Genomic DNA, 18,718 nt, shown 5'->3' with positions numbered 1-18,718 from the left:
GGGAGGTCGACTTCCTCAGAAGCGGTGCGAGTAACATTCCATCGATGGAACAACTGTGCGTCTTCACGCCGACCTACAACCGCGCACACACGCTTAGGGCTCTCTTCGAGAGTCTGAAGGCTCAGTCCTCTGGTGACTTCTACTGGTTGGTCGTGGATGACGGATCAACGGACGCAACCGCCGACTTGGTACGGACCATGCAGTCCGAGAGCCCGTTCCGCATCGAGTATGCGAAGCAGCCGAATGGTGGCAAGCAGCGCGCTCACAACAGGGGAGTCGAGCTTTGCGAGTCCGAGCTCTTTGTCTGCGTTGACTCGGACGACACCTTGGTGCCTGATGCCGTCGCCCAGATCCTCTCCACCTGGTTGGACTGTCGGGACGATGCGCGCGTGGCGGGAGTCGTGGGCCTGTGCGGGAGAACTGCCGAGACCCCACTGGGAAGCGTCATGCCGCCTCACGTCTCTTACTCCACCTTGTGGGACCTCTACTATGTCCACGGTCACAAGGGGGACACCGTTTGTGCACACCGCGTTGACGTCCTGAGGCGATTCCCCTTCAAGGTGGCATCGGGGGAGAAGTTCATGGCCGAGCCGTACGTCTACCACCAGATCGATCAGGAGTACGTGCTCCGTCTGATCAATCGTGTGCTGTTGGTCCGTGAGTATCTTCCTGACGGGTACACCCAGAACGTCCGCAAGGTGACGAAGGCCAATCCATTGGGGTACATGATGCTCAAGCGCATGTACATCGGGTACTCCAAGACGTTCCGATTGAAGTTCGTGAACTCGGTGCTCTACCTCGTGGGGTGTCGGCTGAGTGGTACTCCTCATGGCGTCCGGTCCGCTCCGTGTCCACTCATTGCGGCACTGGCTTTGCTGCCCGCGTTCGTCCTGACGAAGACCGTCTACCGCTGAGGCGGGACAAGGAATAGGAGCACGACATGCAACGTATACAACTCGCAGAGATGAAGGCTCTGGAACTCGACATCCTCAGGGAAATCGATTCATTCTGTCGCGACAGGGGACTGACTTACTACCTGACGGCCGGGACCCTCTTGGGAGCTGTGCGGCACAAGGGTTTCATCCCGTGGGACGATGACATCGACCTCACGATGCCACGTGCGGACTACGAAGAGCTGTTCCGCACCTTCAATGCCTCGCACGAAGACTCGAACTTCAGGCTCGTGTCCTACCGGGACCGCTCCTCGATCTATCCGTTCTTCAAGATCGTCGACAGCCGCACCCTCGTCGTTGAGAAGTACGTCGATCCCCGCTTCAGCAGTGGGGTCTGGGTCGACATCTTCCCTCTGGAGGGGCTCCCCGACACCGATGAGGTCTTCCGGAAGGCCGAAAGGGTCAAGCGAATGTATGACGTGATCGTCGCCAATCCTGACGTCGCGACATCGCCTACCAGAAAGGCGATCAAGAAGGTGGTCACGCCGATCGCCCGTCGTCGCGACATCTTCGCGGTGGCAGCGAAGCTCGACCGGCGCGCTTCAGCCCTACCCATCCGGCCAGGCCGGGACGTGGGGTACATCATCTGGAGTTATGGACCGTGCGAGCGAATGCCATACTCCTTCCTTGAGTCGACAGAGCTGGAGTTTGAAGGATCGACGTTCACGGCGCCGCGAGACTACGACGCATATCTGACGTCGATCTACGGCGACTACATGACTCCGCCTCCGGAGAGGGACAGGCTTCCCCACTACTGTGAGGCCTATTGGAGGGACGGGGTGATGCATGGCTGACGCGTTGCCGGACCCCGCAGATTCCGGGAAGCCGGTGCCCGAAGGCCTGTCGATTCGGGCGAACATGCTCTGGAACTCCGCCGGTTCCATGACCTACCTGGTGTTCCAGTGGCTGATGACCGTTCTGGTGGTCAAGCTCTCCGATGACTATGAGGCAGCGGGCGTTCTGGCTCTTGCAATGGCTGTTTTCAACATCTTCCAGCCCTTGGCCATCTACCGGATGTATACCTACCAGGTCTCCGACATTCGAAGGGAGAACTCGGTCGGGGAGTACGTGGCTTTTCGGTTGGCAACTGCTGGTGCCGCACTGGTGGGATGTGTGGTCTATGCCGCAATCACTGCCCCACAGGCCATCTTGGCGATCACGCTTTATGCGATCGTCAAGATACTCTCGCTCGTGATCGACGTGCTCCACGGTTGCGACCAGCTGAACGGTCGAATGGACTACATCGGTCAGTCGCTGATGATCCAGGGTGTCTTCACTTTCGCTGCCTTCGTGGGGATCTTCGGTACGACATCGAGTCTGGAACTTGCATTCGTGGGGATGGCCGTGGTCACAGTTGCGATCGGGTTCCTCTTCGACCTGCCGAGGACGCGTCAGTTCGGTCCGATCAGAGTGCGCATCACGAGGGTGAAGATGCTGCACCTTCTCGCGTACTGCTTGCCCATCGTCATTGCGGCGATTGCAGTCGCGACGGCCCCCTCGGTCCCACGCCAGTATCTGGCCCACCTCGAGGGCGCGAGCGCTCTCGGGATCTACGCTTCTGTCGCGGCTCCGATCGCTGTCATCCAGATGGGCGCCAGCTACATCTACAACCCCCTCCTGAGCGTGTTCTCCGCAGCTTTTCTTGAGCGCCGGATCTCTGATCTGGTGCGAGCCTTCAGGAAGGTCGTTCTCGGAATAATGGCAATCGGGGTGCTCGCGGCAGCGTTCTTCCAGCTTGCCGGTCCAACCCTCCTCCCCCTCATCTTCGACGAGAGCATTCGGGAGTACACGTACCTCCTCCTCCCCATCATCGTGAACACCGTGGTGTCCGCCTACGTATGGTTCTTCAGCGATCTTCTGGTCGCACTGCGCGAGTTCAAGGCAAGTTTCATTGGGAACGTTGTGTCGGTCCTCGTCGCGTTGCCGGCCAGCTACTTCTTTGTCCGTGAGTGGACGATGAACGGGGTCAGTTTCACTGGCATCCTTGCTTCCGGGGTTGGCGCTGCGATCATGCTTGGGCACCTGATGATCTTGTTCAGGAGGCTCGGCACCGAGCAAGAGTGAGGAGCGGAGCTCACGAGGACAGGTCCGGCCCACTGAGGTAGCATCTTTCACCGATGCCTGCCTCAGACATCTCCACGACTTCAGTCGTGCACTCTTCTCCGGCTCTGCCCCGCCCCAAGGCTGGGGTGCGGGGTGCTGGTTCGAACCACAGGGCAGACATTCAGGGACTACGAGCCCTGTGCATGGTGCAGGTCCTCCTGTTCCATGCGTGGAACGTCGGTTCGCCCATCGGGGTGGACGCCTTCATCATGATCTCCGCTTTCCTGATGACCTCGTCCTTCGTCCGACGCTCGGAGGCCGGGGCCATGCCCTTCTTCGTTGAGCGGTGGGCCACGACGTTCAAGCGACTCCTTCCGCCTCTTGCGATCGTCGTACTGTCGACGGTGGGGGCGAGTCTCGTGGTCCTTCCGGCCTCACGGTGGCGGGAGATTCTGGTTCAGGCGTTCGCGTCGATGACCTACTGGCAGAATTGGCGGCTCGTCACGGTGTCCGCCGACTACTTTGCAGGTGACCACGCGGCAGCTAGTCCCCTCCAACATCTGTGGTGGTCGATGTCGATGCAGGGGCAGGTGTTCCTGGTGTGGCCAGTTCTCCTGACCCTGTGCGTGATGGGGGCTCGTGCACTTCACACGAAGGTTCGACCGGTCGCGTTCTTCGCGTTCACTAGCCTCACTGTTGCCTCGCTCCTGTGGTTGCTGGGGGCGGCCCCCACTGATGGATCTGCCTATTTCGACACCCGGGCGCGGATTTGGGAGTTCTCCCTCGGATCGGCCCTTGCAGTCGCAGCACCCTGGATCCGGGTGGCGCCGAGGTACGCGCGTCTGCTGAGCTGGACGGGACTGGCTGTTCTCCTCCTCTTCGGCCTGGTGTCGATCGGGACCTATCCCGGTCCGATGGCCGCGATACCGATCCTGGCGACGAGCGCGATCCTCCTTTTCCCATCCGAACAGAGTGAGACGGGAGTGGGGCGCATCCTCTCCCTCCGCCCATTGACGGGGCTGGGAGGCATTTCATATGCGGTGTACCTCAGCCACTGGCCGCTGTTCGTCATCTATCTGGGAGCAACCGGTCAGTCACGGTTGGGGGTGTGGGAAGGGGCGCTTCTGATCGTGGCGTCGGTCGGGGCAGCTTGGCTCTTCACAAGACTGGTCGAGGACCCAATCCGCACCTCGCCCCGGATCAATGCGACCATCTGGACAAAGGGTGTGACAGTCCTCGTGAGTCTGGCGCTCGGCACGGCACCAGTAGGCGTGGGGTTGGTCCTGCTGGACCGGGCGTCCGCACAGCAGTCAGAGGACCAGCTTGCCGTGGAAGACGCAGAACATCCCGGAGCGTCCGTACTCCTCGGAGAGGCTCGGGCTGACTTCACTGAGCCTGCTGTCCCCGGTCCCTTGGCGCTGGATGCGGAATGGGCTGGCTTCACCGAGCGCTGTGAGGGGACGGGTGGCGACCGCTTTGATGACGTCGACCACAACTACTACTGCCGTCAGTTCGGAGACGATGCAGATGCTGCAGCCCGTGTACTCATCGGAGGAGACTCTCACACCTTTCAGCTGATTGTCGGCCAGATCGAGCCGTTGCTCGAAGATCAGAACTGGATGGCGCAGTCTGTGTTCGGAGCCGCCTGCTCATGGGGTCTTCCTGAGGCCTACGAGGGGCGGTGCGCAGAACGCAACGAGTCTCTCCTTGGCTATGTGGACGAGTTTGATCCCGACTATGTCGCGCTGATGGTCACCTCCGCGGCGGCAGACTCCCCCGATGAGACACTTCGGCCTGGAGTTCGTGGTCTGATCGAGGAACTCACCTCCAGGGGGATCACGGTCCTCGGCGTCCGTGACAATCCTCGCTCACAGGAGGATCTCTATGAATGCTCGTCGGAGAGGCCCAGTGATTCGCCCTATGGCGGTTGTCTGTTGCTGCAGTCGCAGTACCTCCCCAGCTCGGGGCCAGCTGCGGAGTTGGAGGGCATCGAGGGGTTCAAGCTCATCGACATGAGTGACGCCTACTGCGTCGACGGAGTGTGTCCGACCATCATCGGCAACGTCCATGTCTACCTCGACAACAGCCACGTTGGGGCGACCTATTCGGCGACTGTCGCACCGTACTTCTCTTCGAGGGTCTTGGCAGCCCTGGAACTGCCGCAATAGCCTTCGAAGGCTCCGCCGCGCCGCTCGGATCGCTTCTCGATCGGAAGGCGCGCGTCACACGCGCATAGCCCTTTCGCGCGCTGCGATCCTGTTGAGGTCCCTAGCTGTGGCACTGCCGCCGTCCACCAGCACCACGGAGTGACCCGCTGCCCAATGGGCGAGGACGGTGAGAGTGTCCTCGATGGGGTCGAGCGAGGTCAGCAGGACCCGCCGGGGGCCACGATCGACGTTGCCCGCGATGAGTTGGGCGACACGGCGGTCGAGGTCCCGCCGGAGGAGCGGTGTCTCGGACCCCCTGGTTGCCGCCCGCTCGCACACGACGGTCCGGGGGGAGACCATCGGGGAGACCTCCAATGCATCGGACTGTGCCGCCAACTCCGCCAGTGCGTCCAGGGCCCCCTCCGGCAACGTCCCCGTCCAGGACACGGCCAGGGGTCCCATCGCCTGGACCAGCACCCACGGGGTTCCCTGTGCCAGCGCATCGCCAGCTTCCTCGGCAGAGTCCACCACCCACACGTCGGGGTCGACCTGGTCGGTGCCGGGGAGGGCAGGGCCCAGGGTGCGCCAACCCGACAGCCATGCCGCGCAGGTCCAGATGACCCCCTGCCAACTGGATCCCAGGTCCATGCGCAGCAGACCGACAGGTTCCTCGACTGGCTCAGCCCGCTCGCCGCCCGCAACGGGTGGGGCGGAGGGGGCAGCGGGGACGCCCCCGAAGAGGTCACCCGCCAGGTCCCCGGCCAAGAGGTTGGCGGTCTTGGCCAGCCAACGTGCGGCCACCCCGCCCCCCAACTCCGTGCGGGACTCCCCGTACCAGGTGAGGACGGGACCCGGTCGGGCAGCGAGCGAGGCGATCAACTCCGGTAGTTCCATGACGTCACGCTAGACCACGTGCGCCCGTCCGAGAACCCGCGCAGGTGATGCGAATCACCAGTGTCACCGACCCGTGTCCGGGCCCAACGTCCCACGTTGCAGCCGGTTCCCCATGCCATCGGGGGGCAACCTGATTGGAACAGGTTTCCGGGCGTGGCGTGCGGGGGTGTCCTCGCAGGGGCCCTGCACGGGCGTCCAATTACATCCATCCGGCTTGACTCAGGCGTATGACACGCGTGTAATTCACATACCGTGTTGTAGAGGCGAGGAGACGGCACCGTGTGGAACATCTTGGGCGACGGGCCCTTGACGTGGTCCGAGGCGTCGGACGCCGACAGCTTCGCCCGAACCGACGGTCCGCTGGCCTGGCAGCAGCACGCCCTGTGCGCCCAGACCGACCCGGAGGCGTTCTTCCCGGAGAAGGGCGGGTCCACCCGCGAGGCCAAGGCCGTGTGCGAGTCCTGCACCGTGCGTGCCGAATGTCTGGAGTACGCCCTCGCCAATGACGAGCGTTTCGGCATCTGGGGTGGGCTGTCGGAGCGTGAGCGTCGACGTTACAAGCGCCTGGCGGTGTGAGCACGGCACGCAGCGGGGTCGTCGCGCTGGTCGTCACCCGCGGGGACACCCAGTTCCTCGGCACCACCCTGGGCGCGCTGTCCTCCCAGACCCTGGCCCCGGATCGTGTTCTCGTCATCGACGTGGGTGGGACCACACCCGTGCGTGCGGTGCTCCCGGAGTCCGCTCCCCCCACGGCACTGGTCGTGCGTGCTCCGGGTGCCCGGACCCTGGGCGAGGCCGTGCGTCGCGCCGCGAGGACCCCTGACTCGGGTCCGGCCCTGGAGGCGGCGCGCTGGTGGTGGATCCTCCATGACGACTCGGCTCCCGAGCCCACCTGCCTGCGGGAGCTCTGGGAGGTCGCGGACGAGGGACGCACCACTGCCGTCATCGGCCCCAAACAGGTCTCCTGGGACGGCGACCAGGTCCTTGAGGTCGGCATCGACGCCACGCGCGCGGGGCGCCGCTTGGAGGCCATCGCCCCGGGTGAGATCGACCAGGGGCAGTACGACGACCGCTCCGACGTCCTGGCGGTGGGGACGGCAGGGATGCTGGTCGACCGTGAGGTCTGGGAGGACCTGGGGGGAACCGATCCCCTCCTCGGCCCCTTCGGGGACGGGTTGGAGTTCGGTCGTCGCGTACGCCGGGCCGGCTACCGGGTCGTCCTGGCACCCAGGGCGCGCATCCGCCACGCCCGCCGCTCCCTGGAGCCCTGTCCACCCACCGGCCGTCCACACGCCCGGGACGCCTCCTTCCGTGCACGCCGCGCAGCACAGCTGGTCAACTGGTTCCTGGCCGTTCCCTGGTGGCAGGTACCGCTCTTGGTGGCGGCCCTGACCCTGTGGAGCCCCCTGCGGTCGGTCGGCAGACTGCTCACCGGAGCCTCCCAGTTGGCTCCTGCCGAGGTCGGGGCCTGGTGGGACCTGGTGCGCCACACCCCGCGACTGGTGCGCTCCCGTCTCCGCAATGCCCGCCAGGCGACCCTGCCGCGGTCCGTGCTGCGCCCCCTGGAGGCGACACCGCGCGCCCTGGCCGAGGAGCGTCGGCTGGTGCACCGCATCCGGCGCGCGGGCCTGGCGGCAGCACCGGTGGACCCCCTGGTCGTGTCCTCCCTGCGTCGGCACGGTCGGCGCACTCGAGGCGCCGTGACGGCCCTGCTCCTGTGCACCACACTCGCATCGCTCATCGTGGGGGCGCGGTACCTGTCGGGTGTGCGGGGAGCAGCATGGGCCGGGGCTCCCACCCGGTGGGGTGACCTCTGGAGTGCCACCTGGTCCGCCTGGATCCCCGGAGGGGACGGGACACCCGGGCCCGCGGATCCCCTCCTGATCCCCCTGTCCCTGCTCAGTGCCCCCTTCACCCTCCTCGGCGTCAGTGCGGGCACGACCTGGACCTGGCTGCTGGTACTGGCCCTCCCCCTCGCCGCCTGGTCGGCCTGGCTGCTGGGTGGTGCCCTGACCACGTCGGTGCCCGCGCGAGTGGCGGGAGCCCTGGCGTGGGCGGCGCTGCCGGCGCTGACGGTCTCCGCCTCCCAGGGCCGACTCGGTGCGGTGCTGGTCCACGTGCTGCTCCCGGTGCTCGCCTGGAGCTGGTTGCGTCTGCTGGTGCCCGTGCCCCTCCTGGTGGCAGCCGGGGCGGAAGGAGACGTGACGGCATCGACGGCGCGTCATCGCTCGGGCGCGATCGGCGTCGGTGCCCTGGCACTGGCGGGCGCCGCATGCGCGGCACCGTGGCTGCTGCTGCCTGCGGTGCTCCTCGCAGCGCTCGCGCTGGCACTCCGGCGCCGACGTGCGCTGGGCGTGGCCATGGCCGTGGTACCCGCTCTGGTGCTGGTGGCGCCGACGGTGGTCCACCAACTGCGCCAGGCCGGAGGCTGGGCAGCGCTGCTGACCACGGGTGGTCCTGCCCTGGCCGTGGACCCGGCCGCGTCCTGGCAGGTCCTGCTCGGCATCCCCTCGGCCGTGACCTGGCACCCCTGGGTGTGGCTGCTCGGCCTCCCCGGCGCCCTGCTGCTGGTCATCGCGGTGGCGGGCGGCCTGCGTGACGTCCCGGGGGTCTGGATGGTGCGTGGCGCCCTCGCCGTGGCCGTGGGTGCCATGGTCGTCGCCCTGGCCCTGGGGCACGTCGACGTCGCCTTCACGCCCTCCTCGGAGGCGGCCGTGGTCGGCGCGACGGGGACCACCTCAGGTGTCGCCCACGCCTGGGCCGCACCGGCACTGTCACTGGCCGGACTCGCCCTGCTCATCGCCTGTCTGCGTGCCTCGGCCTCCCCCCTGCCCTGGGACGACCCGCGCCACCGACCCACACGGGTCCTCGCCACGGTCGTGGGCATCTGCGCGGTTGCGACCCTGGGGGCCTGGGCGCTGCCCGGCCCACTGCAGGCGGACACGTGGGACCACGTGAGCCCGTCGGACGGCCCGGACGTGCCCGCGGTGAGCCTGCAGGCGCAGCTCTCGCCCAGGGCGGGCCGTGTCCTCGTCCTCACCCGCGACCAGCTCGGCGTCCACGCCGAGGTCCTGCGCGGCCCCGGGGTGTCGGTCACGGACGCCTCGGCGGGCTCGCGCCTGTCGGAGCTGCACGCGCTGCGCGCGGGTGGGCAGGACCCCGCGGACGAGGACCTCGCCCGGGCCGCGGTCACCCTGGTCGAGTACCCGGACGACTCCTCCGTGCGCGTGCTGGCCGAACACGCCATCGACACCGTCCTCCTGCCCGATGTCTCCTCCGAGGACGGCAAGCGCATGGCCGACGCCCTGGGCCGGGCTCCCGGTGTCGAGAAGGTCGGCACCACCGACGTCGGGGACCTGTGGAGGGTGCGCCCCGACGACATCGTCCCCGCACGCCTCACCGTGGAGGGAACCGACTCGGAGACGCTCGTCGACACCGGGTGGTTGCGCACCGACGTCACCCTGGACGAGGGCGTCTCGGGCACCCTGGTCCTGGCGGAACGCGCGGACCCCGGCTGGCGTGCCACCCTCGACGGTGTGCCACTGCAGGCAGCCCAGCCGGCATCGGGGACCTGGCGACAGGCATTCGCACTTCCTGCGAGCGGTCACCTGGTCGTGGAGTTCAGCCCCTGGTGGCTGCTCGGCTGGCGCATCGCATCAGGAGTGGTGCTGGTCGGCGCGGCCGCTGCCGCACTCCCACTGAGGAGACACCGATGACGCGTCCCTCGCGTTCACGGCTCCTCGGGGTCCTGGTGTCCGTGGCGATGGTGGCCTCCCTGGCGGCCGTCGGCACCGCCGACCTGTGGATCCCGGGCACCGGCGACCAGGACCCCGACCTGCCTTCGTACTCGGTCGCGCCCTCGTCCATGACACTGGCCTGCGCTCCCGGCACGGAGGACCCCTACGACGCGGGTGCCACCGTTGCCGCGGGGGCGGGGTGGTCCTCACGCGGCAGCGTCACCACGGGCGCAACGCCCTCCCTCACCGTGTCGACCAGGGGAGCCTCGACAGCGGTGCCTTCCGGCGTGATGGTGGTCGGGCAGGGGGGTGGCGAGTTGAGGGGTCTGTCGCTGCTGCCCTGCACCGCCCCCACCAGCGACCAGTGGATCGCCTCGGGCTCCACGGTGGTGGGTGAGGACCTGCTCCTGCTCCTCTCCAATCCGTCCACGGTGGCCTCCCAGGTCAGCATCACCTCCTACGGGGCTTCCGGGAAGTCGCCGGACGCCCCCCAGTCCGTCAATGTCCCCGCCGGTCAGGTCGTCGTCCTGGCCCCGGCCACGTGGTTCCCCGATGAGGAACGCCCGGCTTTCCACGTCGTGGCCGACGGGCCCGGCGTCTCCGCATGGGTCCAGACCTCGGGCCTGGACGGTGAGGTGCCCACCGGTGTGGGTGCTGCACCCGCGACCACTGCGGGAACGGACCTCGTGCTGCCCGGTGTGAGCGCCGGGAGTGGCGCATCCGTGCGCCTGGTCGCACCGGGGGACAAGGCTGCGACGGTGTCCCTGGGCGTTTCCGACGACTCGGGTGTCACGCCCCTGGCGGGGGCCGAGGACCTCGAGGTCGACCCCGGCGTGCCCCTGGACGTGGACCTCAGTGGTGTCGCCGCCGATCCGGTCTCCCTTGTGGTCAGTTCCGACGTGCCTGTCGTGGCGACGGCCGATGTGCGTGGGACGGGCTCCCGGTGGCCCGACTCCGACCAGCAGTGGGGTTCCCGGACCCTGGTGGTTCCGAGCACTGTCACCACGGGAGTGGACCTGCCCGGTGCGGGGGATCTCTCGGGTCTGGTCGAGGAACAGCTCGGGGCCGACGTGCTGCGAGCCACCTCGGTCGGGACACCCAGCGGGGGAGGAGACGTCAAGGCACAGCTGGTGCTGAGCGCGCCCGCCGACCAGGGGGCCACCGTCCGGATCGGCGGGGCAGGGGGCGACCCCGCCCAGTCCGGTGGCGGTGCCCAGTCGGGTGGGTCCGGTGGCCCGGGCGGCACCAGCGTGGAGGTTCCCGCAGGCGGAAGCGTCACGGTCGACCTGCCCGGGGCAGCGGGCGCGCTGAGCGCCGACCACCCGGTGCACGTCGCACTCGTCGTCACGGCCGGGACGCCGACCGGGGACCAGGTGGCCGTGTGGCCGCTGGGCACCACCGGCATCGACTCGCTGGACGTGGCGGTGGACGTCGGCCCGTAGGGGGTCCGTGCTCCGTGCCCGGGTGGTGCCCGGACACCCACAGGTGGGTGCCTCCCGACGTGCCTCAGGCAGCCCCGTGGTCGAGGTCCTCGGGGGAGACCGCCACCACCCGGGAGATGCGGTCGATGAGGAGCGCGCGCACCAGGTCCTCCAACTCACTGCCGCGGGCGGCGCGCTGTTCGACGGGGAGACGGTAGACGACGATCCGGTCGGCGAGCCCGCGCCGACGGTCCGAGGGGAACAGGCGCGCCAGGACCGTGGAGTGGTCCTCCCAGTCCGCCGGGTCCGAGGGGGGCACGTCCTCGATGGCGAACTCGATGGTGGAGACGATGGGCCAGCGGCGGATGAAGTCCTCCACCATGTCGGCCACGAGCTCGTCGAACCTCTCCCGGCGCGTGCGCCATGCGGGTGTGCCGGGGAAGAGCATGGGTCCGCGCGGACCACGACCGTGGCGGTCGCGTCGGGGTCGGGCGTGGAATGACACGGATCCAGCCTACCCGTGTCGGATGCCTCTGCCTCCGAGAGGTGTGTGGCCCACCGGAGAGTCCGTCAGGCCCGCAGTGCCCGGATGACGCCGACGAGGGCACGCCCGGTCGCGTAGGCGAAGGGCACTCCCACGGCGAGGGCGACGACCGGGTTCGGTGCGAAGTGCAGGCGGTCACCACGGCGCACGTATGCCCCTACGGGAACGCAGACCCCGCCGGCCCCTGCGCCAATGCGTCCCTCGTCATCGCCGGAACCGAAGCCGCCGGTGACGAGCGCGACCGGGACGAGCTCCTGACCGTCGACCGTGCGTGCCTCCCCGTAGGCGGCGTTGACGCCGATGGAGGCGGAGAGCTCGCGAAGGTGCAATGTGATGTCGGGCATGTGCACAGCGTACAGAGCTCGAACGCACGCAGTGGGCGATGCGGGGCTTCTGCGTGCCTGCGGCCGTTGCGTGGCGATGAGCCGTATGGTGTGACCGTGATAGCGGCACGGCATTGCTCGAAACCGGGATGCGGCAGACCCGCGGTGGCCACCCTGACCTATGACTACGCGGACTCGACCGCGGTCCTGGGTCCCCTGGCGACCGCTGCCGAGCCCCATGCCTACGATCTCTGCGACATCCATGCCGAGCACCTCACAGCCCCCGTGGGATGGCAGGTGGTGCGCCTGCAGACCAGTTTCGATCCGGCCCCGCCCTCGCCTGATGATCTCCTGGCACTGGTGGACGCCGTGCGCGAGGCCGCCCGCAACGAACCTCCCCGCTCCACCCACAGCGCCCCGCGCCGGACACCCGACCGCGGCCCCTTCGCGACTGCCGTGGCCGAGGCCTCGGAGGAGTCCCCGCTGGACCCGGAGTCGCCGTACGCGCGCAGGCGCGCCCAGTTCCGGGTCATCGCCGACCCCGAGGACTGAGCCGGTCCCCCGGACCGGCTCTGCGGCCCCCTCCGACCACGGCATGCGGCCGCGCGCACGAGCACGGCGCCCACCCCGCGACACGGATCCAGGCGGCCGGCGCGAGTCCTCGGGCCGTGTCCGGACCCTGCCCGACTCAGATCCCGAACGGGGGCCGGTCCGCGATGCGGCGACGCTCCTCCGCCAGCGCGTCGCGGGTGAGGGCGCGCCGGTACTCGCGGTCCCGCAGCACCACGAGGACGGCCGCGATGAAGCGCTCGGGGTTCGTCCCCGGCGGCGGTGGCGGGGCGACGCGCATGGCCAGACGCTGGGCGAGGGCGGCGCCGGCCCGGTCCCGTACCTGCGGCCGCACCTGTGAGGTCCCGCGCAGGAGACCGAGCGCCTCGGCCTGGAGGCCCGCCGGCAGGGGGAGGACCTGGGCCGAGGACGCCCACCCACCCAGCTCCGGGGGCATGAGGAGCGGCGCGTTCCAGGCGGGTTCGGGCAGGCGCACCACCATCGTTCCCGCAGCCAGGTCCCCCAGACGCTTGGAGCGTGGCGTGATCGTCGCCGAGAGGACCGCGATGGCTCCCAGGGTGAGCCACAGCTCCAGGATGCCCGCCAGTGCGCGGACCAGGCTGTGACGGGCCGTGACCACCCCGCCGTCGTCGCGCACCACCTGCAGGCCCCAGGCCCACTTGCCGAGCGAGCGCCCCCGTGTGGCGACCTCAACGGACATGGGCAGGATGACCGTGACCAGGACGATCGAGCCGATGAGCAGGACCCTCACGGTCGAGCCCGAGGGGTTCTGCACGATGCGGGAGGCCACGAGGACCGCCACCGCGTAGCCCAGCAGCATGCAGGCACCGTCGACGAGGCCGGCAGCGACGCGGAGCAGGGGAGAGGCGGGGCGGACCTCCAGCTCGACGGCCTCCCCGGTGACGATCGACTCCTCGCGGATGCGCCGGACGGGGACGACCTGGGTGCTCATGTGTGACACGCTAGCCGACGTGGACATCGATGCGCTGAGGGCTGCACGGGCCGGATCCTGGGACCGGCTGCACGAGCTCGCCCGCAGACGCCGCATGGCGGGCGCCGAGATCGACGAGCTGTCCGTGCTCTACCGACAGGGAGCAGCGGACCTCGCATCCGTGCGGGCGCAGAACCCGGACCCGGACCTCATCCGGGCACTCTCTCGCGATCTCGCGGCCGCGCGCGCCCGGTTGACCGGAGCCCCGGGGGCCTCCACCGCATCGCTGTCCCGCTGGTTCAGGGTCTCCCTGCCGGCAGCACTCTTCGTGACCCGCTGGTGGATCATCGGCGTCACCGCAGCCTTCCTGCTGGTGGCCTCCCTGCAGGCCTGGTGGTTGCTGCGTGACCCCACGCTGTTCGCGGCACTCGGGTCGCCCTCGGAACTGGAGACCTACGCCCAGCGGGACTTCGTCGCCTACTACAGCCAGGACACGGCCTCGGAGTTCGGGGCCTCCGTGTGGTTCAACAACGCCTTCATCGCCCTGCAGTGCATCGGCGGGGGGATCACCGGCGTGTTCCCCGTCTACGTCCTCTTCCAGAATGCCCAGAGCCTGGGGACCTCGGCGGCCGTCGTCATCGAGTACGCGGGACCGGGCCAGTTCTTCGGGTTCATCCTGCCCCACGGGATCCCCGAGCTCACCGCCATCTTCATCGCGGGGGCGGCTGGCTTGAGGGTTTTCTGGTCGATGCTGGTGCCCGGGGCGAGGACACGGCTGCAGGCGGTGGCAGCGACCGGGCGGGCAATGGTCACGATCGCGCTGGGTCTGGTGATCCTGCTCTTCGTCTCGGGTGTCCTGGAGGGCTTCGTGACGCCCTCGGGCCTGCCGGTGTGGCTGAAGATCGCACTGGGCGCGTCGGTGACTGCTGCGGTGTGGGTCTACGTCCTGGTCGTCGGGGGCCGCGCCGCGCGGGCCGGGTACTCCGGGGACCTGGAGTCCGACGCCGGGTACGCCGTGCCCGTGGCCGACTGAGGTCACCACGTCCACCGTGGCGCGCCCGGGGCCACCGCGCTGCGCCCGGTCAGGCTCCGTGTCCCGGGCGCGCCGCGCGCGTGGCGGTGACGCCGTGGTGGGCGGCGGCGATCCGGCGGCGCAGCAGTGCCCCGTAGATGTCGGGTGAACCGACCAGGTCCGCGACGCCCAGGGCTGTGAAGGCGCACAGTGCCACGGGGAGGATGTGCTGGACGTTGCCGACCATCTCCACGGTGAGCATGATCGTCGTCACGGGGCTCTTCACGCTGCCCGCCAGCGCTCCGGCCATTGCGGCCACCGCGGCGACCGGGACGGCTCCTGCCGGCAGGAGATCGGCCCGGGCCAACAGACCCGCACCCACTGCGCCGGAGAGGGCGCCGACAGTGAGGATCGGCATGAAGATGCCCCCGGGTACCCCCGAGGAGAAACTCGTCATGGTGAACAGCGCCTTGCCGACCCACAGCAGTGCGAGGACCCCCAGGCCGGTACCGGCCCGCTGTGCCAGGGCGATGAGGTTCTCCCCACCTCCCAGCAGGTCCGGGACGGTCATCTGGACCACGATGGCGATCCCCAGCGCCACGCCGAGACGTGCCGGCACCGGGACGCGGGCGTAGAGGTCCTGGAAGCCGAGGAGACCCCGGGTCATCGCGACACCGGTGAGGCCGGAGACCACTCCGATGGCCACCATCCATGGGTAGTCGCCGATGGGCAGGGGCTGCAGGGTGGAGAACGCGAGGATCGGCGTCAGTCCGAACACGGCGCTGGCCAGCCCCCCGGCCAGGAAGGCCCCTGCCGCGGCCGCCAGCATGACGGGCCGGGAGAAGGACCGGTGCAGGCCCTCCAGGGCGAAGAACAGACCCGACAGCGGTGCGGAGAAGGCCGCCGCCAGTCCCGCCGCACCGCCCGCGGTGACCAGGTAGTCGGTCGTCACCTCGTCCGCCCGCATGGAGGAGGCCACGAGCTTGCCGCCGGAGGCACCGATGTGGATGCTGGGGCCCTCGCGTCCCAGGGACAGGCCGAAGACCCCCGCCAGTGCCCCGGCCAGGAAGCGCACGACCAGGACGCGCAGGGGACGCAGCCCCAGACGCCCCTGGATCACGCCCTTGACCTGCGGGATCCCGGACCCGCCGGCGTCCGGTTCCCACCTCAGCAGGACCGTGAGGGCCGCGACGGCCAGGCCCGCCGCGACCACCCACGCCGCGGTGACGCGCCAGTCCTCACGCAGGATTGGGGCGATTCTGCGCGCCAGGTCCAGGCACGCCTCCAAGAGCGCCCGGAAGAGGATCGCGAGGACGCCGGAGACGAGGCCGACCAGCAGGGCCCTGGCCGCGATCCGCCACGGGTGAATTCCGAGCACTTCGTTCACCCGTCCACTATGGACCACCCCGTCCACCGGGCGCGATCAGCGCCCGGAGGCGCCGATCACAGTCGCCCCTGCTTCTTGAGGGCGATGTAGGTGTCAGACAGGCGTGCGGCCAGGAGACCCGCATCCACGTCCAGCACCAGGGCGCCGGCGCGCTCCGCGTCGCGTGCCCCCACCCGTGACTCGTTCAGGGTCGAACCGGCGGCGGCCGAGGCGTACACCGCCTCCGCGTCCCCGCGCCCGGCGGCCAGGCGTGCCAGCTCGGGGTCGGTGGCCGACGCGACGACCACGAGGTGCGAGGAGGACAGTTCCGAGACCGCCTGGAGGAAGTCGGGATCAGCACCCACAGGTGGCACCTCGGTGACCAGGACGACGAGCGCTCGGTGGTGGACCGTGCGACGCACCTCTGCCGTCACCAGCTCCCAGTCGACGGGCTGGAGATCGGGGACCACATCGGTCAGGGAGTCCGCGATCTGGCGCATCAGTCCCGCCCCGCGCACACCCGAGATCCGGGCCCGGACCTGACGGTCGATCGCCACGAGGTGCACGTTGTCGCCGGCCCGGTCCGCCAGGGCGGCCAGCAGCAATGCCGCCTCGATGCCCGCGTCCAACCGGGGTGCGACGCCCAGGTCCAGCAGGTCCACCGGCGCGGCTGAAGGGTCGTGGCCGCCCTCGTCGATGTCGGAAGCGAGCGGGAGGCGGAGGGCGGGGGAGGAACCCGCCGGGATGGGTGGCAGCGCCGAAGCGCTGACGTGGGCGCCGGGCGCACCCAGCAGCAGGGCCGAGGCGCGGCCGGTGTCCAGGACGAGGACCACGTGCCGGTCACGTTCCGGGCGCCACGTGCGCACCACCAGGTCGCGGGAGCGTGCGGAGGCCCGCCAGTCGATGTCGCGGGGATCGTCGCCGCGCACGTACTCGCGCAGGGAGTCGAACTCGGTGCCCGGGCCACGCAGGATCGTCGCGGTGGAGCCCTCCAGTTCGTGCAGGCGCGCCAGTCGCGAGGGCAGGAGGCGCCGGGAGCGGAACTCCGGCAGCACCGCCAGGGTCGCGGGCACGGCCACGGACACCTGGCGTGCGGCCAGCCCGAGTGGCCCCCACACGCGGATCGTCACGTAGTCCGCCCGGCGCTTGCCGCGACGCTCCGGGGAGAGGCGCGTCACGACACCCACCGAGCCGCCACCGGGCAGGGCCACGCGGTGGCGCGAGGGCGTGGGGTGCAGCGAGGGGACCCAGGCGTCACGCACCTCGACGTGGGCGCCGCGCCGGGTCGGGTTGGACACGGTGACCTCGGACTGAGTGGTCTCGTCGGCGCGGATGGGGCCCGACACGCGACGCTCGATGCGGAACTCGCGCGGGGAGAGCGCCACGATCGCGTCGATGAGGCACACCACGGCGACCAGCCCCACCCAGCCCCACACCATGGAGCGGGTGGGGACCAGCNTCCACCAGGGCCTGGTCGGATGCCGGGGGTGGTCCCCACAGCAGCGTCTGGGCCCGTCCGGGCGTGATCCCGGCCCGGACCAGGGCGGTGTGCAGTTCCTCGGGTGGGCCTGTGGGCGGGACCCCGAGCCTGCGGGCGAGTCGCCGGGCCGACTCCGCCCTGAGTGCCCGGGCCGCGTGGGCACGGTCCCCGTTGCGTCGCAACAGACGGCCCCGTCCCACCACGGTCTCGGCGGCCGGGACGTGACTGGGGAGTTCCTCGGGTACCAGGCGACCGAGGCGGCGCCCTCGTCCCAGGGCTGCTGCCAGGCCCGCGGCACACAGCACGAGCAAGGCCGGGACCATCCACGCCGGGGCCACCGGGGGCGAGTCCTCCATGGTGTCGGAGAAGTCGGCCAAGTACCACACGACCCGGGGCGTGCGGGCGATGGCGTTGATGGCCAGGGCGGCATTGCCGAACTCCGCGACCGTGCCGTTGCGCACCAGGCGGGAGTCGGGGATGACGGCCTGGAAGCCACTCGCAGTGCTCCGCTCGGCGTAGCCCACCATGCCGTCGCCCAGGTCGTAGCAGCCCTGCCAGTCCTGTCCGGGGAGCACCCCGTAGGCCCCGCGGGTGATGCCGCCCGCCCGCAGCGGGGCGTCCAGCGCGCAGGAGGCACCAGCCGCCACCTGGGTGCCCGGGGCCGGCTGGGCACCCGAGACCTCTGGTTCCAGACCCGGCAGGACGTCCCCGTAGGACTGCTCGGTGCCGATGTAGACCAGACGGTCGGCCCCGGCCAGGGCCTGGGCGACCTCGTCACTGGCGCGACCGGGGAAGGCGACCACCAGGGTGGTGTCCGGGTCCTCGGCGAGACGCGCGGCCTCGCGCGCCCCGGAGGCCGCGACCACGTCGATGCCGTTGGCGCGCATCACCTGGACCAGCGCGCGCGCCCCGGAGTCGGTGGTGTTCGTGGTGGACAGGGCGCGGGGGTCCTCCTCGGTGCCCGGAAGCAGGGTCCCCGCCAGCAGGCAGGCCAGGAGCACCACGGCGATGACCATGAGGGGGCGCGCCGCGCGCAGGCGGTGGCGTGAGGTGGGGGTGACGACTCCCGCGACTGCCGTGCTCATCGCCGGGACCCGCCCGCCGGTCGGGGGAGTTGGGGGGAGCGCCGGGGTCGGGAGGGCGTCCCGGGATCGTCGGAGGGTGCCGGATGCCCGAGGGAGTCGGCCAGGACGAGGACACGGGCGTGGTCCCCACCGGTGGCATGGGCGGTCCCGTAGCGCACCGCATCGAAGAGGTCGGACGCCCAGGAGAGCTCACCGGAGACCTGCGGGTATCG

16 protein-coding genes and 1 pseudogene are annotated in these 18,718 nt (G+C 69.6%); 9 read left to right on the top strand and 8 right to left on the bottom strand.

Features of this window, described 5'->3' with window-relative positions; translation table 11 throughout:
* Positions 1-44: 44 nt before the first annotated feature.
* Genes BQ9890_RS01805 through BQ9890_RS01790 form a run of 4 tightly spaced genes read left to right on the top strand, consistent with a single transcriptional unit; the run spans position 45 to position 5,164 of the window.
* Complete coding sequence (locus BQ9890_RS01805) at positions 45-914, top strand: glycosyltransferase family 2 protein (RefSeq protein ID WP_075888882.1); 870 nt, start codon at positions 45-47, stop codon at positions 912-914.
* 50 nt (positions 915-964) lie between these two features.
* Entirely contained in the window at positions 965-1,747 is a 783-nt protein-coding gene (locus BQ9890_RS01800) for a LicD family protein (protein ID WP_195907605.1), read from the top strand.
* Positions 1,740-3,017 carry a lipopolysaccharide biosynthesis protein gene (locus BQ9890_RS01795; protein ID WP_075888878.1) on the top strand — a complete coding sequence of 426 codons (1,278 nt, stop codon included), beginning with the start codon at positions 1,740-1,742 and terminating at the stop codon, positions 3,015-3,017. The genes BQ9890_RS01800 and BQ9890_RS01795 overlap by 8 nt, the downstream gene beginning before the upstream one ends.
* Positions 3,018-3,070: 53 nt before the next feature.
* Entirely contained in the window at positions 3,071-5,164 is a 2,094-nt protein-coding gene (locus BQ9890_RS01790; RefSeq protein ID WP_268258638.1) for an acyltransferase family protein, read from the top strand.
* A gap of 54 nt (positions 5,165-5,218) precedes the next feature.
* On the opposite strand, the gene BQ9890_RS01785 is transcribed toward BQ9890_RS01790, so the two are convergent.
* On the bottom strand, positions 5,219-6,037 hold the full coding sequence (locus tag BQ9890_RS01785) for a hypothetical protein (protein WP_143226202.1): 819 nt from the start codon (positions 6,035-6,037) through the stop codon (positions 5,219-5,221).
* A 306-nt stretch (positions 6,038-6,343) separates the two neighbouring features.
* Here BQ9890_RS01785 and BQ9890_RS01780 point away from each other — a divergent pair, with 306 nt between their 5' ends.
* The 3 genes from BQ9890_RS01780 to BQ9890_RS15105 are packed head-to-tail and all read left to right on the top strand — an operon-like array spanning position 6,344 to position 11,216.
* Positions 6,344-6,613, top strand: a complete 270-nt coding sequence (locus tag BQ9890_RS01780) for a WhiB family transcriptional regulator (protein ID WP_396142410.1) — start codon at positions 6,344-6,346, stop codon at positions 6,611-6,613.
* A complete protein-coding gene (locus BQ9890_RS01775; RefSeq protein WP_075888870.1) occupies positions 6,610-9,753 on the top strand; it encodes a glycosyltransferase in 3,144 nt (1,047 codons plus the stop codon). Before BQ9890_RS01780 ends, BQ9890_RS01775 begins: the two co-directional genes overlap by 4 nt.
* Positions 9,750-11,216, top strand: a complete 1,467-nt coding sequence (locus tag BQ9890_RS15105) for a DUF5719 family protein (protein ID WP_075888868.1) — start codon at positions 9,750-9,752, stop codon at positions 11,214-11,216. The genes BQ9890_RS01775 and BQ9890_RS15105 overlap by 4 nt, the downstream gene beginning before the upstream one ends.
* Positions 11,217-11,280: 64 nt before the next feature.
* Here BQ9890_RS15105 and BQ9890_RS01765 read toward each other — a convergent pair whose 3' ends face one another.
* Positions 11,281-11,700 carry a metallopeptidase family protein gene (locus tag BQ9890_RS01765; RefSeq protein ID WP_075888866.1) on the bottom strand — a complete coding sequence of 140 codons (420 nt, stop codon included), beginning with the start codon at positions 11,698-11,700 and terminating at the stop codon, positions 11,281-11,283.
* 65 nt (positions 11,701-11,765) lie between these two features.
* Positions 11,766-12,083, bottom strand: coding sequence for a hypothetical protein (locus tag BQ9890_RS01760; RefSeq protein ID WP_075888864.1), 318 nt, complete (start codon positions 12,081-12,083; stop codon positions 11,766-11,768).
* 96 nt (positions 12,084-12,179) lie between these two features.
* Between BQ9890_RS01760 and BQ9890_RS01755 the strand changes: the two genes are divergently transcribed.
* Positions 12,180-12,614, top strand: a complete 435-nt coding sequence (locus BQ9890_RS01755; RefSeq protein ID WP_075892565.1) for a DUF3499 domain-containing protein — start codon at positions 12,180-12,182, stop codon at positions 12,612-12,614.
* Between the two features lie 136 nt (positions 12,615-12,750).
* Here BQ9890_RS01755 and BQ9890_RS15100 read toward each other — a convergent pair whose 3' ends face one another.
* Positions 12,751-13,584: an RDD family protein gene (locus BQ9890_RS15100; RefSeq protein ID WP_075888862.1), complete on the bottom strand. Its 834-nt coding sequence runs from the start codon at positions 13,582-13,584 to the stop codon at positions 12,751-12,753.
* On the opposite strand from BQ9890_RS15100, the gene BQ9890_RS01745 reads away from it, so the two are divergent.
* Positions 13,583-14,596 (top strand): stage II sporulation protein M, encoded by a 1,014-nt coding sequence (locus BQ9890_RS01745; RefSeq protein ID WP_326844905.1) that lies wholly within the window; start codon positions 13,583-13,585, stop codon positions 14,594-14,596. The genes BQ9890_RS15100 and BQ9890_RS01745 overlap by 2 nt on opposite strands.
* 49 nt (positions 14,597-14,645) lie before the next feature.
* Here the strand turns inward: BQ9890_RS01745 and BQ9890_RS01740 are convergent, their stop codons facing one another.
* The 4 genes and pseudogenes from BQ9890_RS01740 to BQ9890_RS15750 all read right to left on the bottom strand — a co-directional run.
* Positions 14,646-15,962 (bottom strand): ClC family H(+)/Cl(-) exchange transporter, encoded by a 1,317-nt coding sequence (locus BQ9890_RS01740; protein ID WP_075888860.1) that lies wholly within the window; start codon positions 15,960-15,962, stop codon positions 14,646-14,648.
* Between the two features lie 56 nt (positions 15,963-16,018).
* Entirely contained in the window at positions 16,019-17,350 is a 1,332-nt protein-coding gene (locus BQ9890_RS01735) for a DUF58 domain-containing protein (protein ID WP_456047824.1), read from the bottom strand.
* Positions 17,351-17,843: 493 nt separating this feature from the next.
* Positions 17,844-18,437 (bottom strand): annotated as a pseudogene (locus BQ9890_RS17010) (DUF4350 domain-containing protein); the annotation flags it as partial.
* A 65-nt stretch (positions 18,438-18,502) separates the two neighbouring features.
* Positions 18,503-18,718, bottom strand: a 216-nt coding sequence (locus BQ9890_RS15750; RefSeq protein ID WP_230297769.1) for a hypothetical protein, incomplete at its 5' end; no start/stop codon positions are given.

The organism is Actinomyces provencensis (assembly GCF_900155435.1).
GTDB classification, from domain to species: domain Bacteria; phylum Actinomycetota; class Actinomycetes; order Actinomycetales; family Actinomycetaceae; genus Pauljensenia; species Pauljensenia provencensis.
Note: the sequence above shows the minus strand (reverse complement) of the source record. Positions and strands in the feature narration are given on the sequence as shown.

Bases quoted from the DNA above. Each gene is read 5' to 3' on its own strand.
- BQ9890_RS01805 (WP_075888882.1), top strand. From the start codon at position 45: ATGGAACAACTGTGCGTCTTCACGCCGACCTACAACCGCGCACACACG.
- BQ9890_RS01800 (WP_195907605.1), top strand. From the start codon at position 965: ATGAAGGCTCTGGAACTCGACATCCTCAGGGAAATCGATTCATTCTGT.
- BQ9890_RS01795 (WP_075888878.1), top strand. From the start codon at position 1,740: ATGGCTGACGCGTTGCCGGACCCCGCAGATTCCGGGAAGCCGGTGCCC.
- BQ9890_RS01790 (WP_268258638.1), top strand. From the start codon at position 3,071: ATGCCTGCCTCAGACATCTCCACGACTTCAGTCGTGCACTCTTCTCCG.
- BQ9890_RS01785 (WP_143226202.1), bottom strand. From the start codon at position 6,037: ATGGAACTACCGGAGTTGATCGCCTCGCTCGCTGCCCGACCGGGTCCC.
- BQ9890_RS15105 (WP_075888868.1), top strand. From the start codon at position 9,750: ATGACGCGTCCCTCGCGTTCACGGCTCCTCGGGGTCCTGGTGTCCGTG.
- BQ9890_RS01760 (WP_075888864.1), bottom strand. From the start codon at position 12,083: ATGCCCGACATCACATTGCACCTTCGCGAGCTCTCCGCCTCCATCGGC.
- BQ9890_RS01745 (WP_326844905.1), top strand. From the start codon at position 13,583: ATGTGTGACACGCTAGCCGACGTGGACATCGATGCGCTGAGGGCTGCA.
- BQ9890_RS15100 (WP_075888862.1), bottom strand. From the start codon at position 13,584: ATGAGCACCCAGGTCGTCCCCGTCCGGCGCATCCGCGAGGAGTCGATC.